We start from the raw sequence: 24276 nt of genomic DNA, 5'->3' as shown, positions 1-24276 counted from the left end.
GCCGGCGGCGCGGCCGGTCGCCAGGCGACCGGCCAGGCGGGCGGACGGCGGCCCACCGCCGCGGGTCAGCGGACGGTCGCCAGGCGGCCGGCCGTCAGCCCGGTCCGCAGGCCGGCCGTCAGCCGGCCACCTCGTAGCCGGCCTCCTCGATGGCGGCGCGGATCGCCGCGTCGTCGAGGGGGTCGCCGGTGACGTCCACCCGGCCGGACTCCAGGTCCACGTCGACCGCGGTGACGCCGGGGACCTCGCCCACCTCCTCCTTGACCGAGCTGACGCAGTGACCGCAGGTCATGCCGGTGACGGTGTAGGTGGCCACGCTCATGACGCCTCCCATGTCGATCTTCTGGTGATTACCTGCCCAGGGTATGGCTCAGCCTGCGGTGCGCCCGACGATCTCCCGTAGGTCGGTGACGCCGTGCCGCCGCATCCGCCGGGCCAGCCCCCGGTGGATGCGGTACGCCCACAGCGGCCCGTGGTAGACCATGCCGGTGTAGCCCTGGACCAGGGTCGCCCCGGCGAGCAGGCGCTCCCAGACGTCGTCGACGTCCTCCACGCCGCCGACGGACACGAGCGTGAGCCGGTCGCCGACCCGCGCCCGGAGACGGCGCAGCACCGCCAGCGAGCGGGCCTTCAGCGGACGCCCGGACAACCCGCCGGCCTCGGTGCTGGAGACGCCCTCGCGGCCGATCGTGGTGTTGGTCGCGATGATGCCGTCGAGCCCGAGTTCCAGGGCCAGGTCGGCGACCGCGTCCACGTCCTCGTCGGCCAGGTCCGGAGCGATCTTCACGAGCAGCGGGGTGCGCTTCGCGGTGCCGTCGGCGACCTCCTTGACCCCCGTGAGCAGCGGGCGCAGCAGCTCCACCGCCTGGAGGCTCCGCAGGCCGGGCGTGTTGGGCGAGCTGACGTTGACGACCAGGTAGTCGGCGAGCGGGGCCAGCTCCTTGGCGCTGGCCACGTAGTCCGCCACGGCCTCCGCCTCGGGCACGACCTTGGTCTTGCCGATGTTGACCCCGACGATCGCCGGGACGCCGCGGGTCCTGCTCAGCGCCCGGGCGGCGGCCGCCGCGCCCGCGTTGTTGAAGCCCATCCGGTTGATGATCGCCCGCTCCCCCGGCAGGCGGAACAGCCGCGGCCTGGCGTTGCCCGGCTGGGCGTGCGCGGTGACCGTGCCGACCTCGACGTGGCCGAAGCCGAGCGCGGACATGGCCTCCACGCACCCGGCGTCCTTGTCGAACCCGGCCGCCAGCCCGAACGGGCTCGGGAAGTGCACGCCGAACGCCTGAACCCGCAGCAGCGGATCGCGCGGCGCGAGGCGGCGGTGGACCACCTTCTTCGCCACCGGCGCGGTCGAGAGCAGGCGGAGCGCGCCGATCGTCAGATGGTGCACGTCCTCGGCGTCGAAGCGGCTGAGGATCTGCGTGAAAAGGAATCGATACATCACCGGTCAGGTTAGTCCCCCGGCCCGGTACGGCTCGCGCCGACCGCCCCGCCGACGGGCAGGTGCCGGTCGATCCCCAGCAGGCCGAGCAGCCGGAGCACCGGAGCGGAGGGACGCAGGACGGCCAGCGCTCCCCCCCGCGCGCGCAGCCGCTCCTCCGTCCGGAGCAGCAGGCGCGCGCCCGCGCAGTCGAGGAAGCCCACGCGGGTGAGGTCGAGCTCGACCCGGACCGGACCGGGCCCGTCCGCCAGGCCGTCCAGGACGCACCGCAGCTCGGCGGCGGTGACGGCGTCGACGTCCCCCGCGACGGCGACCTCGACGGCGCCGTGACCGGTCTCCCGCGAGGTGACGGTGATCACCTCGGGTCGCCCGCTCCCTCTCCGAGCACCTCGGCCGCCAGGTCAGCGACCTTGCGCCTGCTGTCCCTGGCCTGTTTGCGCAGCCCGGTGAAGGCCTGGGCGGCGGTGAGGTCGTGCTTGCCCATCAGGTAGCCGATGGCGCGCTCGATGACCACCCGGTAGTCGAGGGCGTACTGGAGCTGGTCGGCCAGGACGCTCTTCTCCTCGGCGGCGACCGCCGCCGCGAGGACCTGCCCGATCACGTCGGCGTAGGCGTACAGGGCCTGCACGTCGGTGTCGTCCCACTCGTAGGGGGTGGACCGGTAGACGTTGAGCGTGCCCACCGGCCGGCCGCCGAGCCGTACGGGCACGCCGGCCACGGCCCGCACCCCGGGGTGGAGCCGGGCGGCCAGCTCCGGCCAGCGCGGGTCGGCGCGCACGTCGGAGCAGGTGACCGCGGTGTCCTGCTCGTAGGCGGACACGCACGGGCCCCGGCCGAGGTGGAGCTGGGCGCCCTCGAGACTGCGCCCGGGATCGTCGGTGGCGACCAGGTAGCGCAGCTCCTTGCCGTCCGCGGCGAACATCAGGCCGGCGCCGGAGTAGCCGAAGAGGGTGTCCACGACGTCGACGGCTCTCTCCAACTGCTGGACGATGCCGGTGACGGGCGCGGCCGTCTGGATCCGCCTCAAACTCGCGACCAACGCTTCCGGGTCGATATACGACATATGTGTGGCGCCTTTCACAGCGTCGACCTGTTACTTGACTTGAGGGCTACGGCTGCCCAGAAATGGAAGATTTATGGGCCAGGCCCTGCAGGACCATGACCATCAGCTCCGCGAGCCGCTCCCCCGCCCGGACGGTCACGGGCTGCCACTCGTGGCTGACGCGGTCGTAGAAGTCGAGCGAGCCGATGACCCGGTCGCCCGCGCGCAGCGGCACCGAGAGCACGGCGCGCACCCGCCGGGCGCGCTCGGCCACGCCGGGGAAGCCGAAGGGCCGGGCCGCGTGCAGGTCGTCGACCACGACACCGGTGTCACGGGTGAAGCTCTCGATCGACGGCCCCGACCCGGTCTGCTCCTGTGCCAGCTCCAGCCGCCGCCCGTCGTCGTCCGAGCCGCCGACCGCACGCGGCCGGTCGCGGTCGTCGATCAGCATCAGGGCCGCGCCGTCGGCGCCCAGGGCATCGGCCAGGGCGTGCAGGGTCCGGTCGACCACGCGGGAGAACTCGTCTCCGTCGGTCATGGGCGGGCTTCCTCCATGGTGAGGCAGCTCCGCGGACACAGGGCGGAATCGCAGGGCGGAATGCGGTCTGCACCTCGAGCCTAGTCCCGCCCCGTGGGCGCGCCAAGCGATTCCCGCCGACCACGTCACGTCCCGGCGGCATGCGGCCGTCAATGCGGTGTTAAGCGTTCGGCAAGCGAAGATCGGCAAGCTGTCCGCATGAGCATTCCTTCGCGTTCCGCCGCCGTCCGCCGCCGCCGCAGCCTGGCGCAGACCGTGCTGCGCGACCTGGCGGAGACCGGGCACACCACGGTCCCCTCCTGGTGGGAACCCGAGATCCACCGGGAGTTCGGCGGGTTGGACGGCTTTCTGGCGGAGCTGAGCCGCCAGTGGTGGACGGCCTGCGCCGCGCACCTGGACGCGCTGATCGAGCTCGGCGCGGGCGATCCCGAGCGGGCGTGGGCCGACGTGGCCGAGCAGCTGCCGCACCTGCGGCGCGTGCTCGACGCCTACGCCGGCGAGCCCGCACTCGCCGAGGCCGAGCGGCGCCACTACGAGGTGCTGCGCCGGACCGCCCGCCGGGAGACGCGCCGCGCCGCCTGAGGACCGCTCCCGGTCCCCCTCCCCCGCACGGCGGTCACCGGGACTTGACCCGTTTCCCCGGGCATAGAGATCTCTGAGCGGGTAGCCATGGGGGATGGTCGCTCTATCCGAACGCCGGGACTCCGACCGCCGTCTGGGCATGCGGCTCACCGCCGCGGTGGCGGCCGTCGTGCTGTTCTCGGTGCCGTTCATGCTGCTGATGACCCTGGTGGCGTCCTCCTTCGAGCCGCTGCACGCCTTCGACGAGCGGATCGCCGAGCGGGCGCACGCGTTCACGCTCGGCCGGCCCGGCTACGGGGACTTCCTCAACGTGGCGACCGAGGTGTTCGGCCCGACGACCTGGCGCGTCCTGGCGGTGCTGGCCGCGATCTGGCTCTGGCGGCGGGGACGTCGGCGCCCGGCCGCCTGGGTGATCGTCACGATCACCGTCAGCGGCCTGCTGAACCTGGCCGTCAAGGAGCTGGTGGACCGGGCCCGGCCCGTCCTCCCCGACCCGGTGTCCTGGGCGCCCGGCGCGTCCTTCCCCTCCGGGCACGCGATGGCCGCGGCGACCGGGACGAGCCTTCTCGTCCTCCTCGCGCTCCCCCTGCTGCGCGACCGGGCCGCCCGGCTGGCGGCCTGGACCGTGGCGGCGGCCGTCACCGGGTTCGTCGCCTACACCCGGGTCGCGCTCGGCGTGCACTGGGTCAGCGACGTGGTGGCCGGGGTCCTGCTGGGGCTCGCGGTCGTCGCGGCGACGAGCGCCGGGTACGAGGCGTGGCGGCGCGACGAGGGACGCAGGCCGGCCGTGCCGTACGAGGAGGGCGTGGAGCCGGACATGCCGCGCGAGGATGGCCCGGAGGCGGACATGCCGCTCAGGGCCGCCGAGGGCGTCGATCCCCGGGACGGCCGTACGGGATGATCCCGGAAGGCCGCCCGTCTTGACCCCGATCCGGCCGTTCCTTTGCCGGATTCCGGGGTAGTGCGCGGCCATGGCGAAAGTGTCGATCGACCTCCGGGGCACCGTACGGCTCATCCTGCTCCCGCTGTCCGTCATGGCGGCCCTGACGGTCGGCGTCGGGCTGCTGATCACCAAGGTCCTGGAGCCGACGACCATCGGCGCGAACGACCAGGGCGTCAACGAGGAGATGGCCCGGGAGCGGACCTCCTTCGTCAGCGACGTCACCGACACGCTGTCGGGCCTGTCGGACACCCCGGTGATCGTCGGTGCCACCGCGGTGCTCGTCGTCGTGTTCCGGCTGGTGTTCAGGCGTTGGAACGAGTCGGCCTTCCTGGTGACGGCCGTCTGGTCGCAGTCGCTCATCTTCCTGCTCTCGACCGTCCTGGCCGAGCGGGACCGGCCCGAGGTCCACCGCCTGGACCCCGCGCCGCCCACCTCCAGCTTCCCGTCCGGGCACACCAGCGCCGCGGTCGCCTTCTACTGCGGCGTCGCCCTGGTGCTGACCCTGCACACCCACCGCCACCGCATCCTGAACGTGCTGTGGTGGCTGGTCGGGCTGGGCGTCCCGGTGGGGATCGCCTACTCGCGGATGTACCGGGGCATGCACCACCTGAGCGACGTCGGCTGGGGCTTCCTGCTCGGCCTCGTCTGCGTCGCGGTGGCCGCCAACGCGCTGCTCCTCCGCCCGATCCTGCGGGAACGGCGTGCGGGAGGGCGGAAGGCGGGCCTCAGGGCGGCCGGTACGGCGTAGCCGCACCGCCCCACCCGAGGACCAGCGCGGTCAGCGGCAGCGGGCCCAGCATCCTCGCGACCGCCGCGCCCGCGTCCTGGTCGGGCCGGGCGACCGCGTCGCGGTCGAGGAACCCGGCTACCCGCCCGCCCGCCCGCCTGCTCTTCCGCTCCCTGGGGGCGCGTGTCACCGGCGTCCCGGTCGACGCCGAGGGCATCGACGTGGACGCGCTCCCCGATGACGCCCGCCTGGTCTACGTCACGCCGTCGCACCAGTTCCCGCTGGGCGTCCCGATGTCCCCGCCCGCCGTACGGCGCTGCCGGCATGGGCGGCGGAGCGGGGCGCCGTGATCGTGGAGGACGACTACGACAGCGAGTCCAGGTTCGGCGGCCGCCCTCTCGAACCGCTGCAGAGCCTGGACCGGGAGGGTCACGTGGTCTACGTCGGCTCCTTCTCCAAGACGCTGCTGCCGGCGCTGCGCCTGGGCTTCCTGGTGGCGCCCGGCTCGCTGCGGCCCGCGCTGCGCGCCGCCGAACGGCTCGCCGACGGGCACGGCGACCCGCTCACCCAGGCGGCGCCGGCGCGGTTCATGGAGGAAGGGCTCCCGGCCCGGCACGTCCGCAGGGCCACCCGGGAGTACGCGAGCCGCCGGGAACGGATCACCGCGCTGCTCCGGCGCGACTTCTCCGGCCTGCTCCTGCCGGTCCCCTCCGCGGCGGGTCTGCACCTGTGCGCCCGGCTCGCCCCGGAGGCGGCGGACCCCGACCGGGTGGTGCCGCTCGCCCGGCCCGCGGCACCCGCGTCTCCGGTCAGGAGCGCCGCGGCCCTCCTCCGGGGGAGGAGCCCTCTGGGAGGAGGCGAGCCCGCGGGGGTGCGGGGCCCTGCCGGGGGGCGGGCCCGCAGGGCTCAGAACAGCTCGTCGGGCGCGGCCAGGGTGACGCCCACCGCCGCCAGCTCCTCCTCGACCCTGCGGGAGACGACCTCGGCGGGCTCGTCCCCGTCGTAGGTCGCGTGCGCCCCCTGGACGAGCGTGACGGCGTGCCCCCGGGCCATGGCCGCCAGCGAGGTCTCCCGGACGCACCACTCGCTCTGCATCCCCGCGACCACGAGTGAGGCCACCGGCGGGAGCACCCACGCGAGGTCGGTGTCGGCGAAGGCGTCCGGCAGGTGCTTGTCGACCACCTGCTCCCCGGGGAGCACCTCGCGGGCCAGCTCCCAGCCCGGCGTGCCGGGGGCGTCGGGCTCGTCCTCGGGACCGTTGTTGCGCACGAAGACCACCGGGGCGCCGGCCGCCCGGGCGCGCTTCAGCAGCACGTCGATCGCCTCCGAGACCGCCCGGGCACCGGGCACCGGCGCCGGAGGCTCGAGCATGTTGCGCTGGACGTCGATCAGGAGAAGGACCTGGTTCACATGAGAACTCTAGTTCGAAACGCCTCCCGAGGGAAGCGATCCGCCCTCACCCGCCGGTGACCCGCCCATCACCCTGCGACACCGCCCGCCGCCTCGGCGATGTTGCGGCTGATCTCCGTGGTGGTCGCGGACTGCTCCTCGACCGTCTCGGCGATGCTGGCCTGGTACTCGTTCACCCGCTCGATCACCGAGCCCACCGCGCTGATCGCACCGACCGCGACCGCGGTGCCCGCCTGGATGGCCTGCACCCGGCCGCCGATGTCGTCGGTGGCCCGGCCGGTCTGCTGGGCGAGGTCCTTGACCTCGCCCGCGACCACCGCGAACCCCTTGCCGGACTCGCCCGCGCGGGCGGCCTCGATCGTGGCGTTGAGCACCAGCAGGTTGGTCTGCTCCGCGATGGCCGTGATCATCTTGACCACGTTCCCGATCTCGTTGCTCGCCTCGCCGAGCCGTTCGATGGTCGTGTTGGCCTCGTCCGCCTCCCGCGCCGCGGTCGTCGCGACCCGGGCCGCCTCGGCGGCGCTGCCCGCGATCTCGCGGATGCCGGCCCCCCATCTGCTCGGTGCCGCCGGCGACGCTCTGCACGTTGTGGGAGACCCGCTCGGCGGTCGCGGCGACGGCGCCGGCCTGCACGCTGGTCTGCTCGGCGCTGGCCGCGATCCGCCCGCTGACGTCCGACAGCTCCTCCGCCGTGGCGGCCAGGCCGTCCGCGCTGCGCGTCATCGCCTCCACCGAGGTCCGCACACTGGTCATGGCCTCGCTCAGCGCCGCGGCCATCCGCCCCACCTCGTCACGGCTGTGGACCTCGACCTCGGCGGTCAGGTCACCCTTTCCGAGGGCGGACAGCACGGCCGACACCCGGGCCAGCGGCCGGACGATCAGCCTCGCCAGGAACACGGACAGGCCGATCGCGGCGAGCGAGCCGGCGACCAGGAAGGTGACCAGCAGAGCCACGCTCCGCTTGTAGGCGTCGACGGTCGCGGCGTGGTCCGCGGCCGCGGCGTCCGCCTCGATCCGCTCCAACTCCTCCAGTCCCTCCACCGCCGCGGAGATCAGCGGCTGGCCGGTGGACTCCATCATGCGGTCGACGGCGTGCACGTCATGCTTGAGCGCCAGCGGGAGGACCCGCTCGTCGCGCACCTCGATCCAGCGCGCCCAGTTGTCCTCGAACACGGCGAGGGCCTCGTCGCCGCCCTCCGGCACGTACTCCTTGAACTTCGCCAGCCCCTGGGCGATCTGCTCGTCGCTCTCCCGCAGGGACTCCTGGTAGTCCCGGGTCGCGGCCTCGTCCGGGGCCATGGCGATGCGCAGGACGTCCAGCCGCGACTTCACCTCCGAGTGGTGGACCAGCGACAGCCCGGTGAGCGGCACGACGGTCCCCGTCACGTACGGCCCGCACCACCGGATCCGGTGATACCCGGTTGCCGGAGCGCCCGGTACGGGGAACACTTGGCAGGCCCACCGCCCGTGATCATCATCGGGCGGGACCCGTCACCGGCCGGGCGGCGCCTCCGTCGTCCACCGGGCGGCGGAGCGGCCACACCACGTCCACCACGCGACCCAGAGGAGCGGCCACCATGGACATCGTCGATCCCGCCGTCAACGACTACCTGCTGTCCCACTGCACCCCCGCCGACGACCTGCTCCGCGAACTGGCGGCCGAGACGCGGGCCTCCTTCCCCGGCTCCGCCGGCATGCAGATCACCCACGACGAGGGGGAGTTCCTGACCATGCTGGTCCGGCTGACCGGCGCGCGGCAGGCGGTCGAGGTGGGAGTGTTCACCGGATACTCGTCGATCTGCATCGCCCGCGGCCTGCCCGAGGACGGCCGCCTGCTGGCGTGCGACGTCAGCGACGAGTGGACCTCCGTCGCCCGGCGCTACTGGAAGCGGGCCGGCCTGGCCGACCGCATCGATCTGCGGATCGCCCCGGCGCTGGAGACGCTGCGCGCGCTGCCCGCCGAGCCCTCGATCGACTTCGCCTTCGTCGACGCCGACAAGACCGGTTACCCCGCCTACTACGAGGAACTGGTCACGCGGCTGCGGCCGGGCGGCCTGGTCGTCCTCGACAACGTGCTGCGGGGAGGCCGCGTGCTCGATCCCGCGTGCCAGGAGGAGGCCGACGTGGCCGTGCGCCGGGTGAACGACGCCATCGTCGCGGACGAGCGCGTGGACTCGGTGATGCTGCCCGTACGCGACGGCGTCACCGTCGCCCGCAGGCGCTGAGCGACCGCCACCCGCGCTCCGGCGCGGGGCCCTGCGCGTCCCCCGGCACGCTCCGGCGCACGGGGCCCTGCGCGGGCTCCGGGATCACGGCACGCCCCGGCGCGCGGGCTCCGGGATCACGGGACACCGGCGGCCACCGCCGGGTCCCGGCCGGAGCTCACGCCGGGTGCCCGCCGGGGCTCACTCCACGTTGACGTCCAGGAAGATCGGGTTCTTCCCGGCGAAGACCGGCGCCCCGGACCCGTTGGTCATCTTCCAGTAGATCCTGCATCTGCCCGGGGCGTCGGCGGCGCGCATCCGCACGGATATGTCGACCGACTCGCCCGGACCGGTCCGCTCGATCGGCACCCGCTCGGGGGCCCGGCACGGGTCGTCGTCGCTGATCCTGGTCAGGTAGCGCCCGTGCCACGAAACGCTCCCCGCGTTGCGGATCCGCCACACCTTCGTGAAGTGCGTCCCCCGCCGTACCGTGGTCCCGTCGGGGTGGGTGACGTCCCCCTCGAAGACCGAGTCGTCGCCCGGCGCGACGGCCCGCGTCTGCGACGCGTCCGAGACGGGGGCGCCGTCCGCACCCCTGTCGCCCGAGGACGACAGAAGGATGACGAGCGCGCCCGCCCCTCCCGCCCCGCCCGCGGCCAGGGCGCCCAGCACGCCGAGGACCAGCGGCCTCCTGACGTGCGGCGGCCTGCTCCCCCCGCCGGACCCGCGCCGCCCGGGGTGCCCGGAGGGGCCCCGGACCGCCGGCGCCTCCGCCGAAGAGGGGCCGTACCCGGCCCGGTCACCCGCCTCGGGCGGGCCGTGCCCGACCGCCGGGCCCTGCGCCCCGCTCCTGGCCCGCTCCCAGTGGGCCCGCCACTCGCGTCGGGCCTCCTGCGGGTCCTGGCCCAGCCTGCCGACCGCGAGGACCCGGACGAACTCCCAGGTCGTCTCCCAGCTCGGCAGCACCTGCCCCCGGGCGGCGGCGGCCAGCGAGGACTTCGAGGCCGCCGCACCGAGCCGGGACGACATCTCCGCGAAGGACGGGTCGCCCGCCCGCTCCTTGAGCTCCCAGAGCCGGTGGGCGAGCAGCGCCACCGGGCCGGACGCCGGGTCCGGCCGGGACGGCCTCCGCCCCCGCCGCGCCGCCTGCTCCGCGCCGCCGCCCGTCCCGCCCGCCGTACCGGGCGCCTCCGGCTCCGCACCGGGCACCCGGGACTCCGCGCCGGGCGCCTCGGGCTCCTCCGCTCGCGCCTCCGGTGACTCCGCCATTCCTCACCCGCCCTGGTCGGCACCGCCGCACGGCTGCGCCCGCGGTCCCCGGCACAGCCCCTTCCGACAACCTGCCTGAAACCAAAGGAGATTAACGGAAGTCACGAGAGGAGGTCGTCCGGGTGACCGGCCCGGGTCGGCGGGGCCGGGGAGGCGCCGGGCGGTCAGGGGCCGTCAGGAGCCGTCAGGGACCGACAGCGCCGCCTCGAAGGCGGCACGCCGCTCCCCGAGGTAGGCGATGTCATTGCGGTAGAGCGTGTCGTGGCCCTCCTCGATGTGGCGCCGGAACGCCTCCACCCCCGCCGCGGCCTGCGCGTGCATGAACTCGACCAGGGCGCCGAGCCGGGCGGCGACGGTGTCCACCAGGGCGCCCCGCCCGGCGGCGTCCAGCCCGTAGCGGTCGCAGAACACCCGGGCGCGTACGGCCTGCTCCTCCGCGGTGCCGCAGCCCGTCCCCGCGTCCGGGTCCCCGACCTGTGCCCAGCGGTGGACCGCGTACGCCACGTCCCAGAGCCGCGGGCCGGGCGCGGCGGTGTCGAAGTCGATGATCCCGACGACCCGGGTGCCGTCCAGCACGCAGTTGTACGGGGCGTAGTCGTTGTGCAGGATCACCTCGGCCGGCGGGAGCGCCGGGGACATCCACCCCGTCTCGTGCCCGGCCACGTACTCCGCGGTCGCGTCGTGGTAGGCCCGCAGCAGCTCGGCCGCGCTCTCCAGCGCCTCGCCGGAGGCCGCCTCCGGGGTCAGCGGGTAGTCGCTCACCCGACCGGGGATGAAGTCGAGGACCTCCAGCCCGTCCTCGGTGACCCCGTGCAGCCGCGGGGCCCCGCGAAAGCCCCGGCGCTCCAGGTGGCGCAGGAGCCCGTGCACGGCGGGGCTCCACGGCCCCGTCGGCCGGTGCACGGTCTCACCGACGCGCAGCACCTCGTTGACCCCGCCCTTCAACAGGACCCGCTCCACCACTCCGCCTCCACGGTCATCCGGCGCAACCGGCGGTCTCCATCATGCGGCCCCGGTGCGGGCCGTGCGCGGCGCCTCCCGGGGCCGGGCCGTACGGCGTGAATATCCTGTGAGATCGCCCGCGCCCGGGCACGGCCGCGCGCCGCCCCGGGCACCGGCACGGGGGCCGCCGCCCACGCGGGGATCCGCCGCCGCGGGCCAGGCGGTCCCCGCCGGGGACGCCGGGCAGCCCCCGCCGCGCGCCGGAAGGCTCACAGGAGGCTCACAGATCCCCTCCGGAACCGCCCAGCCGGCCGGGCCAGGCTTCACCGCATGATTCGGTTACGGCAGCTGACCAAGCGGTACGGCTCCACCACCGCGGTGAGCGACCTGAGCTTCGACGTCAGTCCGGGCGTGGTCACCGGCTTCCTCGGCCCGAACGGTGCGGGCAAGACCACCACGATGCGCATGATCCTGGGCCTGGACGCGCCGACGAGCGGCACCGCCACGGTCCGCGGACGCCGTTACGCGGACCTCCCCTGGCCGATGCGGGAGGTGGGCGCGCTGCTCGACGCCCGTGCGGTGCACCCGCGCAGGAGCGTCCTCGGCCACCTGCTCTGCCTGGCCCGGAGCAACCGCATCCCGCGCGGCCGCGTCGAGGAGGTGATCGGGCTCGTCGGGCTCTCCCGGATCGCCGACCGGCCCGCGGGCGCCCTGTCCCTCGGCATGAGCCAGCGGCTCGGCATCGCCGCGGCCCTTCTCGGGGATCCGGCGGTGCTGGTGTTCGACGAGCCGGTCAACGGGCTCGACCCGGAGGGCGTCAGGTGGATCCGCGGCCTCATGCGGGACCTCGCCGCCGAGGGCCGGACGGTGCTGGTCTCCAGCCACCTGATGAGCGAGATGGCGCTGACCGCCGACCACCTGGTCGTCATCGGCCGCGGCCGGCTGCTCGCCGACACCGGGCTCGACGCGTTCGTCCGCCCGGGCCCCCGGGACACCGTCCTGGTGCGCACCGCGGACGCCGGGGAGCTCGCCCACCGGCTGCGCGAGGCCGGCGCGGCCGTACGGCAGGAGGCCGAGGACACCCTGGTGGTGACGGGCATGGCGGGCCCGGAGGTCGGAAAGGTCGCGATGGTCCACGGGGTGGTGCTGCACGAGCTGACGCCGCACCGGACCTCCCTGGAGGAGGCGTACATGGAGCTGACCCGCACCAGCGTGGAGTTCGGCGGCCCGGAGGGGGAGCGATGACGGCCGCGGGCCTCGCCGACGTCCTGCGCGCGGAGTGGACCAAGTTCCGCACGATCCGCGCCACCGTGGGCACCCTGGCCGGTGCCTTCGCGGCCGCCGTCTGCTACGGCGTCCTGTTCGGCAGCGCGAACGGCCGGGCCTACCTGGCCGCCGCGCCCGGGGACCAGGCCGCCTTCGACCCCATGGAGACCGCCTTCCGCGCTCACATGCTCGCGCAGCTGCTGGTCAGCGCCGTGGGCGTGCTGACCGTCACCTCCGAGTACGCCGCGGGGACGATGCCGGCCAGCGTGACCGCCGTGCCCCGGCGGGGCCGCCTCCTGGCGGGCAAGGCGGCCGTCGTCGCCCTGGTGATGCTGCCCTGCGGACCGCTGATCGCCCTCGGGTCGTTCCTGACGAGCCAGGCGATGCTCGCCGCCCGGGGCGCTCCGAGCCTCGCCCTGACGGACCCGGGCGTGCCGGGCGCGCTCGCCGGCGCCGGGCTGTATCTGGTCCTGATCGGCCTGTACGGCGTCGCCATGGGGTTCCTGCTCCGCAGGACGGCCGGGGCGGTCGCCCTCGGGTCGTTCCTGCTGCTGCTGCCGGCGATGGCGCCCATCCTGCCCGGGCGCGCCGCCGAGTGGGTCCTGACGTACTGGCCGACCACCGCGGGCGCGCGCCTGTTCACGTCAGGCCCGCTCTCCGGAGACCTGCCGGCCGAGGCGGGGCTCGCCGTGCTCACCGCGACCGTGCTGGCCATGCTGCTGGCCGCGCTGGCCCTCTTCCGCACGCGGGACGTCTGAGGGCCCGCGGTCCCTATCCTCGGAGGGGAAGACCGTCCGGGGCGGGGAGCGCGGCCCTCGGGAGACACGGACCTCTCCAGAGGAGCACGCCGCCCCGGGCGGGGCGGTGCCCGCCGGAGGACAGCGGCCGTCGGAGGGAGACGGATGGACGCGAACCGCCTGCTGGTGGTCGACGACGAGCCCGTGGTGCGGGAGCTGCTCTCGGCCACCCTGCGCTTCGCCGGATACACGGTCGGCTCCGCCGCCACCGGCTCCGAGGCCCTGGACGCCGCCCTCCGCGAGCCCCCCGATCTGGTGCTGCTGGACGTGATGCTGCCGGACATGGACGGCTTCGAGGTCGTCCGCCGCCTCCGGGAGCTCCCCCGGCCGCTGGGCGCCGGCCGCCCGGGCCGCATCCCCGTGCTGTTCCTCACCGCCCGCGACGCCGCCGCGGACAAGGTCAACGGGTTGCGGCTGGGCGGCGACGACTACGTGACCAAGCCGTTCGACCTGGAGGAGCTGCTCGCCCGGATCCAGGCCGTGCTCCGCCGTACGGGGCTCGCGCCCGACGACCGGACGCTGCGGGCGGGCGACCTGGAGCTCGACCCGGACGGCCACCAGGTGTTCAAGGCGGGCCGGCCGGTACGGCTGTCGCCCACCGAGTTCCGGCTGCTGCACTACCTGATCCTGAACACCGGGAAGGTGCTGCCCAAGGCCCGGATCCTGGAACACGTCTGGCAGTACGACTTCGCGGGCGACTCCAGCATCGTCGACACCTACGTGAGCTACGTACGGCGCAAGGCCGACACCACCGAGCCCAAGCTCATCCACACCGTGCACGGTGTGGGATACGTGCTGCGCAGGCCCCGGACGTGAGCACGCCGGCGCGCCCCGGTGAAGGAGACGTACGGGCGTCCGCGCCCCCCGGCGAAGCGGGGGCGGGCGGGCACGCGGCCGCGGCCCCCGGCCGGGCGGGACGACGGCGCAGGGGGCTCTCGCTCCGCGGTCGCCTCCTGCTGATCACGACGGCCCTGCTCACGGTCGGCCTGCTGGTGAGCGGCGCGGTCGCGCTCGCCACCCTCCGCTCCCACCTGGTGGGCCGCGTGGACGAGCGGTTGAAGCCGGCCGCCGCGCTGCTGGCCCGCATGCCCCCCGCCCTGCTGCGGCCCGCCCCCGGAACGGACCCGCAGGTCCCGCGGGCGCTCCCCGACACCGACCTGCTCGGCCGGATCCACATCGCCCACCTCGGCCCGGACGGGACCGTGCTGCAGCACACGAGCGTGCCGGCGCGGAGCCCGGACGGGGGACCGCGGCTCCCGCCGCTCGACGCCGGGACCGTCGCCCGGCTCGCCGGACGGCCCTTCGAGGTGCCCGGGCAGCCGGGGACCGCGGACTGGCGGGTGGTCGTGATGCCCCGGCAGGAGCGGCCGCCGTCCCCGGGCCGGACGCTCCCCGCGGGCGGCGGCGTCGTCGTGGCCGCGTCGCTGGACGGGGTGCGATCCACACTCGCCCGGTTGGGCCTGGCCTGGCTGATCACCTCGGCCGCGCTGCTGGTCCTGCTGGCCGTCATCGGCTGGTTCGCCGTACGCGCGGGGTTGCGGCCGCTGCGCGGGATCGAGGAGACCGCGGCGGCCATCGCCGGGGGCGACCTGTCCCGGCGGGTCCCCGACACCGCCGCGCCCGGCACCGAGGTGGGCCGCCTGTCGGCGGCGCTCAACGGCATGCTCGGCCAGCTGGAGACGGCCTTCGCCGACCGGGAGGCGTCGGAGGCCCGGATGCGGCGCTTCGTCGCGGACGTCAGCCACGAGCTGCGCACCCCGCTCTTCGGGATCAAGGGCTTCTCCGAGCTGCACCGGATGGGCGGCCTGCCCGACACCGGCCTGGCGATGAGCCGCATCGAGAGCGAGGCGTCCCGGCTGACCCGGCTGGTCGAAGACCTGCTCCTGCTGGCCCGCCTGGACGAGGGCGACAGCACCCTGCCGATGGATCTCGCGCCCATGGACCTGCGCACGCTCGCCGCCGACGCCCGCCACGACCTGCGCGCACTGGACCCCACCCGCGCGGTCTCCCTGACCGGCCCGGACGGCGGCCCGCCGGAGGAGGCCCCGATCCTGGGCGACGAGGCCAGGCTGCGGCAGGTGACGAGCAACCTCGTCGGCAACGCGGTCGCCCACACCCCGCCGGGGACCGAGGTGAGGATCGGTGTCGGCACGGCCGGGGGCGAGGCCGTGCTGGTGATCGAGGACGCGGGCCCCGGAATGACCGAGGAGCAGGCGGCCCGGGTATTCGACCGCTTCCACCGCGCGGACGGCTCGCGCAGCCGGGCCGGAGGAGGCGGGGCGGGCCTGGGCCTGGCCATCGTCCGCTCCATCGTCGCGGCCCACTCCGGCCGCGTGGAGCTCCGCACGGCGCCCGGGCGGGGCGCCGCCTTCCGGGTGGTCTTCCCCGTCGCGGACGCGGACGCGGGCCGCGCCCGGCCCGCGGATCACACGCGCGGCGCCTGACATCTCCGCGGCCCGGCATAGTTCCGTGGCGCCCGCTCGTCCTTGGTGGGTGACAGCAGAAGGAGGACGGGGTGGATCCAGGCTTCGAGGCGGCTCTGCGGCAGTTCGTCGTCGACAGGTCAGGCGCGCTGTTCCGCACGGCGTACCTGTTGACCGGCGACCGGCACGCCGCCGAGGACCTCGTCCAGTCGGCCCTGGCGAAGACGGCCGCGCGCTGGCGCGCCCTGCGCGACCCCGAGGCCATCGAGGGGTACGTGCGCCGCACCATGTACCACGAGCAGGTGAGCCGGTGGCGCCGCCGGTCGCGGGTCGTGGAGGTGAGCACGGACGAGCGGATCGACCGGGCCGGTGACGGGCACGCCGAGGCGGCGGACCTGCGCCTGACGATGCGGGCGGCGCTGTCCCGGCTGACGCCCCGGCAGCGGACCATGCTCGTCCTGCGCTACTTCGAGGACAGGTCGGAGACCGAGATCGCTCACCTGCTGGGCGTGCGGGTGGGTTCGGTCCGCAGCCAGATCTACCGGTCGCTGGAGCGGCTGAAGAAGTCCGCCCCCGAACTGAGCGCCGTGAGGGAGTTCCGTTGAACGTCGAGAACCTGCTGCGCGAGACCCTCGCCGAGATGGCGGACGAGCAGGTGCCGCCGCCCCCGGCCCGCTTCCTCCCGCACCGTCCCGCCCGCCGGAGGGGCGCCGTCCTGGCGGCCGCGGCCGCCGTCGTCGCCCTGGCCGCGGGCGGCACGGTCGCCGTCAGGACTCTCTCCCCCGAGGCGGACAGGCCGGAAGCTCCCGTGGCCGCGCGTCCCGGGCCGGAGCGGACGCACGAGGTGACCGTCGAGGAGGGACAGCGGGTCGCCCGCCTGTTCGACGACCTCTCCCGCGCGACCGGCGAGCCCGCGGAGTCGTTCGCGCGGGCCGCCGAGGACGGCCGGGCCCTGGGCCTGCCTCCGTACGCCGAGGGCGGGCTGGAGGGCTTCGCCCACCCCGGCACGTACAGGTTCCCCGTCTCCGCCACCCCCACCGAGATCCTGGCCGGGATGGTGGCCCGGTTCCGCGAGACGGCGGACGGGCTCGGTCTGGCCTCCCGGCGCGCTCCCCGGGACGTCGTCATCATCGCCAGCCTCGTCCAGGCCGAGTCGCCCACCCAGGCCGACATGCCGAAGGTGGCCCGCGTCATCCACAACCGCCTGGCCCGCGGCATGCGGCTGCAGCTCGACAGCACGGTCCTCTACGGCCTCGGCAGGTACCGCGGCGGCGTCACGGTCGGGGACCTGAAGCTGCGCTCGCCGTACAACACCTACCGCCACCGCGGCCTGCCTCCGGGGCCCGTCTCCAACCCCGGCGAGGCCGCGCTCAGGGCCGCCCTCCACCCGGCTCCGGGCCCCTGGCTCCATTTCGTGGTCACCGACCCGGAGCGCGGCACCGTGGAGTTCGCCACGACCGGGGAGGAGTTCGCCGAGCTCGCCGAACGGGCGCGACGGTCCGGTTGACGCGCCGCGCGCACGGGCGGGCCTGCGGGAAGCCCGCCGGCCCTTCCGCTTTCCAAGCGGAGCCATCCCCTGGCGGGCACCGGGCACCGTGGCCGGAAGACGGTGGGCGGCAGCCGAGATGTGTCCGCGTGCGGGGAGGTCGCCGTCAGGGCTGCCGTCACGGCCTTCCAGTGATCGGAGGCCGTCCTCCGCTACCCTCACCCGAGTTGATCTTTTTCGAGAGGGCGGGAAGAGCGCCATGGCGCAGGCACCAGGAACGAGGACCCGGTTCCCGGTGTCGGCGGCGCTCCATCTCGGTGCGGTCGTCCTCGCGTCGGGGCCGCTGATCCTGACGGCTTTCGGAGTCGGCGGGCAGGACGTCCACGTGCTCTGCCACGGAACGGGCGCCGACCCCGGTGTTCCGGCGAGTACGGCATGGGCGTTGTCGTTCTGGTCCGGCCTGCTGCTTCCGGCCGTTCTGGCCGGCCTCCTGCTGCACGGACCGCGCCGGGGCACGCTCATGGCCGTCTCCGCGCCCGGCGCCGTCCTCTCGATTGGACTGTTCACCACGGCTCTCCTGCCGGGTGACGACCCCTGCGCCGAGCCGTTCCCGCCCGCCGCCCCGCTCTGGACTCTGGTCATCTGCTACCCGGCGGCCATGGCGGCACTGCTTCTGGCGTCCAGGTCGCCGCTGCCCCGGAGACGGCACCGGATCCTCCCATGGACGGCCGCCGCCGGCGCGGCGGCATGGACGCCCTTGACCAGCCGCCTCCCGGCCTCGACCGAGTCCTTCCTGTCCGTCGGCAACTACATCGAGTCGTTCTGGGGCCCCCTCGTACGGTGGTCCCGTGACGCCGAGGCGCTCGGCCTGCCGATCGTGCTCGTGGCCCTGGCCGCGACCGCGAAGGGAACCGTCTCCGACCGACGGGGGCGGTTGGTCGGCGCCGCGTTCGCCGCGGTCCTTCTTCTGTTCGCGCTGCTCGACGTCGTGGCGTATGTCAGTCTCTGCGGCATCGACTTCCGCGTGAATCCCGCCGGTCTGATCAGATGGCATCTGCTGCTCGCGGCCGTTCTGATCCTGCTGGCCGGGAGAGCGCAGCGGAGAGCCGTCTCACCCGCCGACGTCAGCGACCGGTCGCGGACCGCGCCTCCCGGACGGCCGAGAGAGATCGCCCTAGCGGTCGTCATCGTGGCGGGGGCCATCTGGCTTGTCGTCTCATCCTTCGCTCCGACCTCGCCGTAGAAGCCCTGCTGCGGCATCTGCGTGGAGGCGCTCCGGGAGCACCGCAGGCGACAGTCCGCCGAGCGCTCCGACCGGTGGGACGACTGGGACGAGCATGGCCGCGTCTTCCCGTCCCGGCGTGAGGCGCCGATGGAGCCTGACGACCTACGGCGGAGGCGGGGGGCGATCCGTATGCCGCCGGCCTCAGAGGCATACGGTTCCCCATGCCAGAGGGCCGTCTCGATGGGAGATCAGGAGCCGTTGCCGTCATCGAAGATCAAAAAAGCCCCGAACGGTGATCGTTCGAGGCTTCTTCGCTGCTGAGAGGCTGTGGTCAGGGGCAGGGTCGAACTGCCGACCTTCCGCTTTTCAGGCGGACGCTCGTACCAACTGAGCTACCTGACCCCGGTGGATCGGAAACCCACCTGAGCGGTCCTGACGGGACTTGAACCCGCGACCTCCACCTTGACAGGGTGGCGAGCACTCCAAACTGCTCTACAGGACCTTGCTTTGACCGGGAACTTTCGTTTCCGTTCTTTCTGCCTCGCTTAGCTTACCAGCTCTTCGGAGGTCTTCGACCTGCCGTTTCCCTGGCGAGCTTTTGCTCGGCCGTGCCCCCAACGGGATTCGAACCCGTGTCGCCGCCTTGAAAGGGCGGTGTCCTAGGCCACTAGACGATGGGGGCTCAGGACTTCCGTCCCGTTCCGTCGCCGTCTTCCGCTGGAGACCTCTGAAGCATAGGGGACGTTTGCCCCCGATGCCAAAGCGGCGTTCCGGCTCAAGGCGTCGCGGTGCCGGTGACCGTTCCCGTCGGGGACGGGACGACCGTCGGCTCCGGTGAAATTGTACGCCCCGGGTCGTTCTCGACGTGACGCTGGATCTGGACCGACTGCTCCCCCAGTCCGCCGAGGGTGATGTCGTCCCAGGCCCGCAGGCGGCGCGTCTCGCGGTCGAAGTACAGGACCGAGGCCGTGACGGGGGTCGGCTCGTCGTGCTCCAGGGCCCGCAGCCCGGCTCCCCCGGTGGAGCCCTGGACGAGCACCCGGGTGCCCGAGGGCAGCAGCTCCGTGGAGCGCGCGTGGGAGTGGCCCGTCAGGACCATGGGGACCGAGCCGGAGAAACCCTTGGCGATGGTCGGGTCGTGCACCGCCACGAGGTCGACGGGGCCGAGGGCCTGCGTCATGCGCGAGGCGTGGGCGCGGCCGAGGGCGGCGAGGGAGTCGAGGTCGGAGTCGACCGGCACGGATTTGTCGGGGGTGAACCGGGGGTCGCCCAGCCCGTAGACGCGCAGGCCCGCCACCTCCTCGACGGAGTCGTCGAGGACGACCGCGTTCTTCTGCTTCGCCACGGCCCGCTGCGTGGCCTTGGAGTCGTGGTTGCCGCGGACGAAGACGTACGGCACGCCGAGCTTGCCGATCTCCTCGACGAACTTGTCCTCCGGGCCGGTGCCGTGGTCGGTGATGTCGCCCGTGTCGACGACGGCCTCGATCTTGAACTGCTGGGTGATCGAGCGGATGAGGTTCCACGCGATGGGGTTGAGGTGGATGTCGGAGACGTGCAGGATCCGGATCGAGGTGGGGTCGGCGTCGTAGACCGGCAGGGACGAGACCGCGTCGTAGAGCTGGGAGACGTTGTTGACCAGCTTGGCGAGCTGGTCGCGGTAGGACTCGAACCGGGTCACGATGGCCTCGGCGTCGCCGACCAGCGACGGCGCCCCGGCGAGCAGGCCGGTGTACTCCGGCTCGACCACGGCGTTCGGCCGGAAGGTCGTGGCGGCGGCCGTACCGATGCCCGCGATCATGACCATGCCGGCCAGCAGGCCCGCCAGCGCCGCCCGCCAGCCGCGGAAGACGATCAGGGAGAAGATCAGCGCCCCGGCGAGACCGCAGGCGATGGCGCGCAGGGCCAGCGCGCTGACCCCCTCCCTCAGCTCCCGCTCCAGCAGCGCGGGCAGCCGCTCGGCCAGGCGGGGGTCCTCCAGCATGGCCTGGGCCTGCTCGGAGTCGATGTTCTCCAGGGTGACGCGGAGCCGTATCGGGGCGTCGTGGGTGTCGAACAGCAGGGTGCCCAGCGGGTGGGCGTCGACGACGGTCTCCCCTGTCCAGGCGAGCTCGGCGGACATCCCCACGTCGACGGGGCCCACGGCGGCCGACACGGGTCCGCCGAGGGCCATGCCGAGCCACACCCCGACGGCGGCGACGACCGAGCCCGCGACCGCGCGCGCGAGCCGCCGCATCGTCCGTCCCTTCACGGCGTTGCGGATGGCCTGGGTCCAACGCGTGAAATCCATGCGTCTTCCTGTCTACCCGATGTCCCCGACAGGTCGGTTACCCGGAAAAGCCGGGCAGAATGGCGACTGTGATCGAAGTCTCGCGGGAGAAGTTCGAGGAGCTGGTGGCCGAGGCTCTGGACACGATCCCCCCTGAGCTGACGAAGGTCATGGACAACGTGGTCGTGGTGGTCGTGGACGACCCCCCGGAGCCCGACCTGCTGGGCCTCTACACGGGCATCCCGCTCACCGAGCGCGACGGCTGGTACGCCGGGGTGCTGCCCGACCGGATCGAGATCTACCGCCACCCGATCTGCGCGATCTGCGACACCGAGGACGACGTGGTCGAGGAGGTGCAGATCACCGTCGTCCACGAGATCGCCCACCATTTCGGCATCAGCGACGAGAGGCTGCACGAGCTCGGCTGGTGACCGCTCCCGCCCCGGCGGTCGTCACCGCCGGACGACCCGGCGCCCGCGCCGTCCGGGGCCGGCCGTACGGACGACCACCGATATTTCCTGACCTGCGGGGGTTCTCTGACACGCTTGGTCGCTTTGGGTTGCGAAGCGAGCCCTCAACCGGCACTGTAGGTCACATAGCAAACACTCACAGTCAGATGCGCCTGCAAGGTCACCGGAGTCCCATGGCGGCCATCAAGCCCGGGCGGCCAGGCGGTCGGCACCGTCGCCCAGCCGAACGTCAAGCCACCTACGGCGAGGTCCTCGCCATCGGAGAGTTCCGCGCGCTCTGGGCGGGCCAGGCGCTCTCCCTCCTCGGCGACCAGCTCTCCCGGGTCGCGCTGTCCGTCCTCGTCTTCGAGCGGACCGACTCCCCCCTGGCCACCGCCGCGGTCTACGCCCTGACCTACCTCCCGCCGATCATCGGCGGGCCGTTCCTCTCGGGTCTCGCCGACCGCCACGCCCGGCGGCGCATCATGATCGTCTGCGATGTGCTCCGCGCGCTCCTGGTCGCGCTCATGGCGATCCCCGGCACCCCGTTCGCGGCCCTGTGCGTGCTGGTCTTCTGCGTGGTGCTGCTCAGCGCGCCGTTCTCCGCCGCCCGGGCCGCGCTCCTGCCCGAGCTCCTGGAGGGCGACCGGTACGTCGCGGGCTCGGCCCTGCAGAACATGACCAACCAGGCCGCCCAGATGCTCGGCTTCGCCATCGGCGGCGCCCTGATCATGGGGATGGGACCGTACCGCGCGCTGGCCCTGGACGCGGCCACCTTCATGGCCTCGGCGCTCATCCTCGTCGCGGGCGTACGGCGCCGCCCGGCTCCCGCGCACAACGGCGGGGGGCGCCCCTCGATGTGGACGATGACCCGGGCCGGGGCCAGGCTGGTCTTCGGTGACAGCCGGCTGCGGACCCTGGTGCTCTTCGCCTGGCTGTGCGGCTTCTACGTGCTTCCGGAGGGCATCGCGACCCCCTACGCCGCCACCCTGACCGACGATCCCGAGCGGATCTCGTTCGTGGCGGGGCTGCTGATGGGCTCCATCCCGACCGGGACGGTCGTCGGCGCCTTCCTGTTCAGCCGGTACGTCAGCCCCTCCGGACGGCTGCGCGCCATGGGCTGGATGGCGATGCTGACGTGCGCACCGCTGATCCTGTGCGCGATGCGGCCGCCGCTCGCCGTGGTGCTGGTGCTGTGGTTCGTCTCCGGTGTCGGCGGCGCCTACCAGCTGGCCGCCAACGCCGCCTTCGTGCGGTGCGTGCCCGCCGAGCAGCGGGGCCAGGCCTTCGGGCTCGTCCAGTCGGGCCTGCTGGCCGCCCAGGGCATCGGCATCCTCGTCGGCGGTGCCGCCGCCGACGGGCTCGGGCCCGAGTCGGTGGTCGCACTGGCCGGCGCGGCGGGACTGTTCGCCGCCGCCGCGCTGTCCATGCTCTGGTCCGAATCCCGCAAGGAGATCATCAGGAGGGTGCGCACCGAGGCGGCCTCCTGACTCACGCCTGCGGCCGGGGCTCGTCGTCGCCGCGCGGAGGCGCGGGAGGGGTGTACTGCGGAGCCGGGTCCTGGTGCGTCGGATACGACGCCGACTGCGGGTGGTACGGGGACTGGGAGCTGCTCGGCGGGGCCGGATGGGCCTCGTCCCGATGGGCGGTGCGGTTCCAGCTCTGCTCCGCCTTGTGCCAGCCCTGCTCGGCCTTGGCCCTGGCGTCCTGCCAGACCGGGTTGTCCTTGTTCTTGTCCACGAGGTCCTGCAGGATCGAGGTGTCCTTGCCCTCGTCCGGCAGCAGGAGCCAGCCGATCGCGTAGGCCGCCACGCCCAGCCCGCCGAAGAAGGTGCTGATGGCGAGGACCACGCGGATGATGTTCGGGTCGACCCCGATGTAGCGGCCGAGGCCCGAGGCCACGCCCGCGACGATCCGTCCGTCCCTGGTGCGGCGGAGCTGCTTGACGCCCGAGAAGTCGTTTTCGTTCATATCTCCACCCTGCCCGGGGGAGGCCACCGGTCACATCGGGATTCCCCCTGGCAGGACCCTGAAGTGCCCGCAATACCCTGGCAGGGTCATCACGGACGAGAGGAACTCCCATGGACGATCTCCTGCGCACCGACGACGTGCTCTCCGAGGAGCAGCGCCTCATCCGCGACACCGTCAAGGGATTCGTCGCCGACCGGGTGCTGCCCCACGTCGGCGACTGGTTCGAGGAGGCCGTCTTCCCCGCCCGCGAGCTGGCCCCCGCACTCGGCGGCCTCGGCCTGCTCGGCATGCACCTCGACGGGTACGGCTGCGCGGGACTCGACGCCGTCTCCTACGGCGTGGCCTGCCGGGAGCTGGAGGCCGGCGACTCCGGCCTGCGCTCGTTCGTGTCGGTCCAGGGATCCCTGGCCATGTTCCCCATCTGGAAGTACGGCTCCGCGGAGCAGAAGGAGGAGTGGCTGCCCCGGATGGCCGCCGGCGAGGCGATCGGCTGCTTCGGCCTGACCGAGCCCGACCACGGCTCCGACCCCGCCGGCATGCGTACCCACGCCAAGCAGGACCCCTCCGGCGACTGGATCCTCAACGGCTCCAAGATGTGGATCACCAACGGCTCCGTCGCCGACGTCGCCGTGGTCTGGGCCCAGACCGAGGACGGGATCCGCGGGTTCGTGGTGCCCACCGACTCCCCCGGCTTCTCCGCCCCGGAGATCCACAAGAAGATGTCCCTGCGCGCCTCGGTGACCTCCTCGCTGTACTTCGACGACGTCCGCCTGCCGGCCTCCGCCGTACTGCCGGGGGTGCGCGGGCTGAAGGGCCCCCTGTCCTGCCTGTCGGAGGCCCGCTTCGGCATCCTGTGGGGCGTCGTCGGCGCGGCCCGGGCCTGCCTGGAGGCGGCCGTCGACTACTCCAGGACCCGCGTCCAGTTCGACAAGCCCATCGGCGCCTTCCAGCTCACCCAGGAGAAGCTCGCCTGGATGTACGTCGGACTCGGCCAGTCCCAGCTCACCGCCCTCCACCTGGGCCGGCTGAAGGACGAGGGGAGGATCACCCCCCGCCAGATCAGCTTCGGCAAGCTGGCCAACGTCCGGGCCGCCCTGGACATCGCCCGCCAGGCCCGCTCGATCCTCGGCGGCAACGGCATCACGCTGGAGTATCCGGTGATCCGGCACATGAACAACCTCGAGTCGGTGCTGACCTACGAGGGCACGCAGGAGGTCCACACGCTGGTGCTCGGCGAGGCCCTGACCGGCATCCCCGCCTACCGCTGACCCGGACCCGGCAGGCTCCTTCCCTCCGGC

At 73.6% G+C, this 24276-nt stretch carries 28 protein-coding genes, 3 tRNA genes and 1 pseudogene; 16 read left to right on the top strand and 16 right to left on the bottom strand.

Translation table 11 applies throughout. The annotated features are described in order from the left end of the window. Positions 1 to 118 precede the first annotated feature (118 nt). Genes ABD823_RS19080 through ABD823_RS19060 form a run of 5 tightly spaced genes read right to left on the bottom strand, consistent with a single transcriptional unit; the run spans position 119 to position 3018 of the window. Positions 119 to 322: a heavy-metal-associated domain-containing protein gene (locus tag ABD823_RS19080; RefSeq protein WP_344861422.1), complete on the bottom strand. Its 204-nt coding sequence runs from the start codon at positions 320 to 322 to the stop codon at positions 119 to 121. A gap of 48 nt (positions 323 to 370) precedes the next feature. Further along, complete coding sequence (locus ABD823_RS19075) at positions 371 to 1438, bottom strand: quinone-dependent dihydroorotate dehydrogenase (RefSeq protein ID WP_344861420.1); 1068 nt, start codon at positions 1436 to 1438, stop codon at positions 371 to 373. Between the two features lie 11 nt (positions 1439 to 1449). Next, positions 1450 to 1797, bottom strand: a complete 348-nt coding sequence (locus ABD823_RS19070; protein WP_344861418.1) for an STAS domain-containing protein — start codon at positions 1795 to 1797, stop codon at positions 1450 to 1452. Then, positions 1794 to 2501 carry a GAF and ANTAR domain-containing protein gene (locus ABD823_RS19065; protein WP_344861416.1) on the bottom strand — a complete coding sequence of 236 codons (708 nt, stop codon included), beginning with the start codon at positions 2499 to 2501 and terminating at the stop codon, positions 1794 to 1796. The genes ABD823_RS19070 and ABD823_RS19065 overlap by 4 nt, the downstream gene beginning before the upstream one ends. Positions 2502 to 2547: 46 nt before the next feature. Beyond that, on the bottom strand, positions 2548 to 3018 hold the full coding sequence (locus tag ABD823_RS19060) for a GAF domain-containing protein (RefSeq protein ID WP_344861414.1): 471 nt from the start codon (positions 3016 to 3018) through the stop codon (positions 2548 to 2550). A 198-nt stretch (positions 3019 to 3216) separates the two neighbouring features. Between ABD823_RS19060 and ABD823_RS19055 the strand changes: the two genes are divergently transcribed. The 3 genes from ABD823_RS19055 to ABD823_RS19045 all read left to right on the top strand — a co-directional run bounded on the left by ABD823_RS19055 (position 3217) and on the right by ABD823_RS19045 (position 5291). Then, a complete protein-coding gene (locus ABD823_RS19055) occupies positions 3217 to 3600 on the top strand; it encodes a hypothetical protein (RefSeq protein WP_344861412.1) in 384 nt (127 codons plus the stop codon). Between the two features lie 94 nt (positions 3601 to 3694). Next, positions 3695 to 4501, top strand: coding sequence for a phosphatase PAP2 family protein (locus tag ABD823_RS19050; protein WP_344861410.1), 807 nt, complete (start codon positions 3695 to 3697; stop codon positions 4499 to 4501). Positions 4502 to 4571: 70 nt separating this feature from the next. After that, entirely contained in the window at positions 4572 to 5291 is a 720-nt protein-coding gene (locus tag ABD823_RS19045) for a phosphatase PAP2 family protein (RefSeq protein WP_344861408.1), read from the top strand. On the opposite strand, the gene ABD823_RS19040 is transcribed toward ABD823_RS19045, so the two are convergent. Further along, positions 5269 to 5460 (bottom strand): hypothetical protein, encoded by a 192-nt coding sequence (locus ABD823_RS19040; protein WP_344861406.1) that lies wholly within the window; start codon positions 5458 to 5460, stop codon positions 5269 to 5271. The two genes, ABD823_RS19045 and ABD823_RS19040, sit on opposite strands and share 23 nt — an antisense overlap. A 31-nt stretch (positions 5461 to 5491) precedes the next feature. Between ABD823_RS19040 and ABD823_RS19035 the strand changes: the two genes are divergently transcribed. Both ABD823_RS19035 and ABD823_RS19030 read left to right on the top strand, forming a co-directional pair. Continuing rightward, on the top strand, positions 5492 to 5620 hold the full coding sequence (locus ABD823_RS19035; RefSeq protein WP_344861404.1) for a hypothetical protein: 129 nt from the start codon (positions 5492 to 5494) through the stop codon (positions 5618 to 5620). Continuing rightward, positions 5617 to 6276 (top strand): aminotransferase-like domain-containing protein, encoded by a 660-nt coding sequence (locus ABD823_RS19030; RefSeq protein ID WP_344861402.1) that lies wholly within the window; start codon positions 5617 to 5619, stop codon positions 6274 to 6276. The genes ABD823_RS19035 and ABD823_RS19030 overlap by 4 nt, the downstream gene beginning before the upstream one ends. Here the strand turns inward: ABD823_RS19030 and ABD823_RS19025 are convergent. The 3 genes and pseudogenes from ABD823_RS19025 to ABD823_RS34675 all read right to left on the bottom strand — a co-directional run. Continuing rightward, positions 6177 to 6680, bottom strand: a complete 504-nt coding sequence (locus ABD823_RS19025; protein WP_344861400.1) for an isochorismatase family protein — start codon at positions 6678 to 6680, stop codon at positions 6177 to 6179. The two genes, ABD823_RS19030 and ABD823_RS19025, sit on opposite strands and share 100 nt — an antisense overlap. Positions 6681 to 6748: 68 nt before the next feature. After that, the gene (locus ABD823_RS19020; protein WP_344861507.1) at positions 6749 to 7213 is read right to left on the bottom strand and encodes a methyl-accepting chemotaxis protein; all 465 of its coding nucleotides are present in this window, start codon (positions 7211 to 7213) and stop codon (positions 6749 to 6751) included. Positions 7214 to 7484: 271 nt separating this feature from the next. Then, a pseudogene (locus ABD823_RS34675) lies at positions 7485 to 7757 on the bottom strand (HAMP domain-containing protein); the annotation flags it as partial. Between the two features lie 500 nt (positions 7758 to 8257). Between ABD823_RS34675 and ABD823_RS19010 the strand changes: the two are divergent. Continuing rightward, positions 8258 to 8905: an O-methyltransferase gene (locus tag ABD823_RS19010; RefSeq protein WP_344861396.1), complete on the top strand. Its 648-nt coding sequence runs from the start codon at positions 8258 to 8260 to the stop codon at positions 8903 to 8905. Positions 8906 to 9085: 180 nt separating this feature from the next. On the opposite strand, the gene ABD823_RS19005 is transcribed toward ABD823_RS19010, so the two are convergent. Together ABD823_RS19005 and ABD823_RS19000 are read right to left on the bottom strand one after the other, a co-directional pair. Next, the gene (locus ABD823_RS19005; RefSeq protein WP_344861394.1) at positions 9086 to 10153 is read right to left on the bottom strand and encodes an NBR1-Ig-like domain-containing protein; all 1068 of its coding nucleotides are present in this window, start codon (positions 10151 to 10153) and stop codon (positions 9086 to 9088) included. Between the two features lie 174 nt (positions 10154 to 10327). Beyond that, a complete protein-coding gene (locus ABD823_RS19000; RefSeq protein ID WP_344861392.1) occupies positions 10328 to 11116 on the bottom strand; it encodes a phosphotransferase in 789 nt (262 codons plus the stop codon). Positions 11117 to 11425: 309 nt separating this feature from the next. Between ABD823_RS19000 and ABD823_RS18995 the strand changes: the two genes are divergently transcribed. The 7 genes from ABD823_RS18995 (at position 11426) to ABD823_RS18965 (ending at position 18310) form a co-directional block, all read left to right on the top strand. Continuing rightward, positions 11426 to 12340, top strand: coding sequence for an ATP-binding cassette domain-containing protein (locus ABD823_RS18995; protein ID WP_344861389.1), 915 nt, complete (start codon positions 11426 to 11428; stop codon positions 12338 to 12340). Continuing rightward, on the top strand, positions 12337 to 13119 hold the full coding sequence (locus ABD823_RS18990; RefSeq protein WP_344861387.1) for a hypothetical protein: 783 nt from the start codon (positions 12337 to 12339) through the stop codon (positions 13117 to 13119). The genes ABD823_RS18995 and ABD823_RS18990 overlap by 4 nt, the downstream gene beginning before the upstream one ends. A gap of 144 nt (positions 13120 to 13263) precedes the next feature. Then, complete coding sequence (locus ABD823_RS18985) at positions 13264 to 13974, top strand: response regulator transcription factor (protein WP_344861385.1); 711 nt, start codon at positions 13264 to 13266, stop codon at positions 13972 to 13974. Continuing rightward, positions 13971 to 15602 (top strand): sensor histidine kinase, encoded by a 1632-nt coding sequence (locus ABD823_RS18980; RefSeq protein WP_344861383.1) that lies wholly within the window; start codon positions 13971 to 13973, stop codon positions 15600 to 15602. The genes ABD823_RS18985 and ABD823_RS18980 overlap by 4 nt, the downstream gene beginning before the upstream one ends. A gap of 71 nt (positions 15603 to 15673) precedes the next feature. Continuing rightward, on the top strand, positions 15674 to 16186 hold the full coding sequence (locus ABD823_RS18975; protein ID WP_344861381.1) for a SigE family RNA polymerase sigma factor: 513 nt from the start codon (positions 15674 to 15676) through the stop codon (positions 16184 to 16186). After that, positions 16183 to 17088 (top strand): endolytic transglycosylase MltG, encoded by a 906-nt coding sequence (gene mltG, locus ABD823_RS18970; RefSeq protein WP_344861379.1) that lies wholly within the window; start codon positions 16183 to 16185, stop codon positions 17086 to 17088. Before ABD823_RS18975 ends, mltG begins: the two co-directional genes overlap by 4 nt. A 238-nt stretch (positions 17089 to 17326) precedes the next feature. Then, positions 17327 to 18310 carry a hypothetical protein gene (locus ABD823_RS18965; protein ID WP_344861377.1) on the top strand — a complete coding sequence of 328 codons (984 nt, stop codon included), beginning with the start codon at positions 17327 to 17329 and terminating at the stop codon, positions 18308 to 18310. Between the two features lie 310 nt (positions 18311 to 18620). Here ABD823_RS18965 and ABD823_RS18960 read toward each other — a convergent pair. From ABD823_RS18960 to ABD823_RS18945, 4 genes are all read right to left on the bottom strand, one after another. Then, positions 18621 to 18694: transfer RNA gene (locus ABD823_RS18960), tRNA-Phe, on the bottom strand. A gap of 25 nt (positions 18695 to 18719) precedes the next feature. Then, positions 18720 to 18794 (bottom strand) — tRNA-Asp (locus tag ABD823_RS18955). A gap of 107 nt (positions 18795 to 18901) precedes the next feature. Continuing rightward, positions 18902 to 18974: transfer RNA gene (locus tag ABD823_RS18950), tRNA-Glu, on the bottom strand. A gap of 93 nt (positions 18975 to 19067) precedes the next feature. Beyond that, complete coding sequence (locus ABD823_RS18945; protein WP_344861375.1) at positions 19068 to 20579, bottom strand: metallophosphoesterase family protein; 1512 nt, start codon at positions 20577 to 20579, stop codon at positions 19068 to 19070. Between the two features lie 59 nt (positions 20580 to 20638). On the opposite strand from ABD823_RS18945, the gene ABD823_RS18940 reads away from it, so the two are divergent. Beyond that, on the top strand, positions 20639 to 20989 hold the full coding sequence (locus ABD823_RS18940; protein WP_425566628.1) for a metallopeptidase family protein: 351 nt from the start codon (positions 20639 to 20641) through the stop codon (positions 20987 to 20989). Positions 20990 to 21201: 212 nt separating this feature from the next. Further along, complete coding sequence (locus ABD823_RS18935; RefSeq protein ID WP_344861371.1) at positions 21202 to 22497, top strand: MFS transporter; 1296 nt, start codon at positions 21202 to 21204, stop codon at positions 22495 to 22497. Position 22498: 1 nt separating this feature from the next. On the opposite strand, the gene ABD823_RS18930 is transcribed toward ABD823_RS18935, so the two are convergent. Next, positions 22499 to 22978 carry a PspC domain-containing protein gene (locus ABD823_RS18930; protein WP_344861369.1) on the bottom strand — a complete coding sequence of 160 codons (480 nt, stop codon included), beginning with the start codon at positions 22976 to 22978 and terminating at the stop codon, positions 22499 to 22501. Positions 22979 to 23088: 110 nt separating this feature from the next. Here ABD823_RS18930 and ABD823_RS18925 point away from each other — a divergent pair, with 110 nt between their 5' ends. Continuing rightward, entirely contained in the window at positions 23089 to 24246 is a 1158-nt protein-coding gene (locus ABD823_RS18925; protein ID WP_344861367.1) for an acyl-CoA dehydrogenase family protein, read from the top strand. Positions 24247 to 24276: the final 30 nt, after the last annotated feature.

It is taken from the genome of Planomonospora alba, assembly GCF_039534085.1.
Classification (GTDB): domain Bacteria; phylum Actinomycetota; class Actinomycetes; order Streptosporangiales; family Streptosporangiaceae; genus Planomonospora_B; species Planomonospora_B alba.
Note: the sequence above shows the minus strand (reverse complement) of the source record. Positions and strands in the feature narration are given on the sequence as shown.

Bases quoted from the DNA above. Each gene is read 5' to 3' on its own strand.
- ABD823_RS19080 (WP_344861422.1), bottom strand. From the start codon at position 322: ATGAGCGTGGCCACCTACACCGTCACCGGCATGACCTGCGGTCACTGC.
- ABD823_RS19075 (WP_344861420.1), bottom strand. From the start codon at position 1,438: ATGTATCGATTCCTTTTCACGCAGATCCTCAGCCGCTTCGACGCCGAG.
- ABD823_RS19065 (WP_344861416.1), bottom strand. From the start codon at position 2,501: ATGTCGTATATCGACCCGGAAGCGTTGGTCGCGAGTTTGAGGCGGATC.
- ABD823_RS19060 (WP_344861414.1), bottom strand. From the start codon at position 3,018: ATGACCGACGGAGACGAGTTCTCCCGCGTGGTCGACCGGACCCTGCAC.
- ABD823_RS19055 (WP_344861412.1), top strand. From the start codon at position 3,217: ATGAGCATTCCTTCGCGTTCCGCCGCCGTCCGCCGCCGCCGCAGCCTG.
- ABD823_RS19050 (WP_344861410.1), top strand. From the start codon at position 3,695: ATGGTCGCTCTATCCGAACGCCGGGACTCCGACCGCCGTCTGGGCATG.
- ABD823_RS19045 (WP_344861408.1), top strand. From the start codon at position 4,572: ATGGCGAAAGTGTCGATCGACCTCCGGGGCACCGTACGGCTCATCCTG.
- ABD823_RS19010 (WP_344861396.1), top strand. From the start codon at position 8,258: ATGGACATCGTCGATCCCGCCGTCAACGACTACCTGCTGTCCCACTGC.
- ABD823_RS19005 (WP_344861394.1), bottom strand. From the start codon at position 10,153: ATGGCGGAGTCACCGGAGGCGCGAGCGGAGGAGCCCGAGGCGCCCGGC.
- ABD823_RS18995 (WP_344861389.1), top strand. From the start codon at position 11,426: ATGATTCGGTTACGGCAGCTGACCAAGCGGTACGGCTCCACCACCGCG.
- ABD823_RS18990 (WP_344861387.1), top strand. From the start codon at position 12,337: ATGACGGCCGCGGGCCTCGCCGACGTCCTGCGCGCGGAGTGGACCAAG.
- ABD823_RS18985 (WP_344861385.1), top strand. From the start codon at position 13,264: ATGGACGCGAACCGCCTGCTGGTGGTCGACGACGAGCCCGTGGTGCGG.
- ABD823_RS18965 (WP_344861377.1), top strand. From the start codon at position 17,327: ATGGCGCAGGCACCAGGAACGAGGACCCGGTTCCCGGTGTCGGCGGCG.
- ABD823_RS18945 (WP_344861375.1), bottom strand. From the start codon at position 20,579: ATGGATTTCACGCGTTGGACCCAGGCCATCCGCAACGCCGTGAAGGGA.
- ABD823_RS18940 (WP_425566628.1), top strand. From the start codon at position 20,639: ATGGCGACTGTGATCGAAGTCTCGCGGGAGAAGTTCGAGGAGCTGGTG.
- ABD823_RS18935 (WP_344861371.1), top strand. From the start codon at position 21,202: ATGGCGGCCATCAAGCCCGGGCGGCCAGGCGGTCGGCACCGTCGCCCA.
- ABD823_RS18930 (WP_344861369.1), bottom strand. From the start codon at position 22,978: ATGAACGAAAACGACTTCTCGGGCGTCAAGCAGCTCCGCCGCACCAGG.
- ABD823_RS18925 (WP_344861367.1), top strand. From the start codon at position 23,089: ATGGACGATCTCCTGCGCACCGACGACGTGCTCTCCGAGGAGCAGCGC.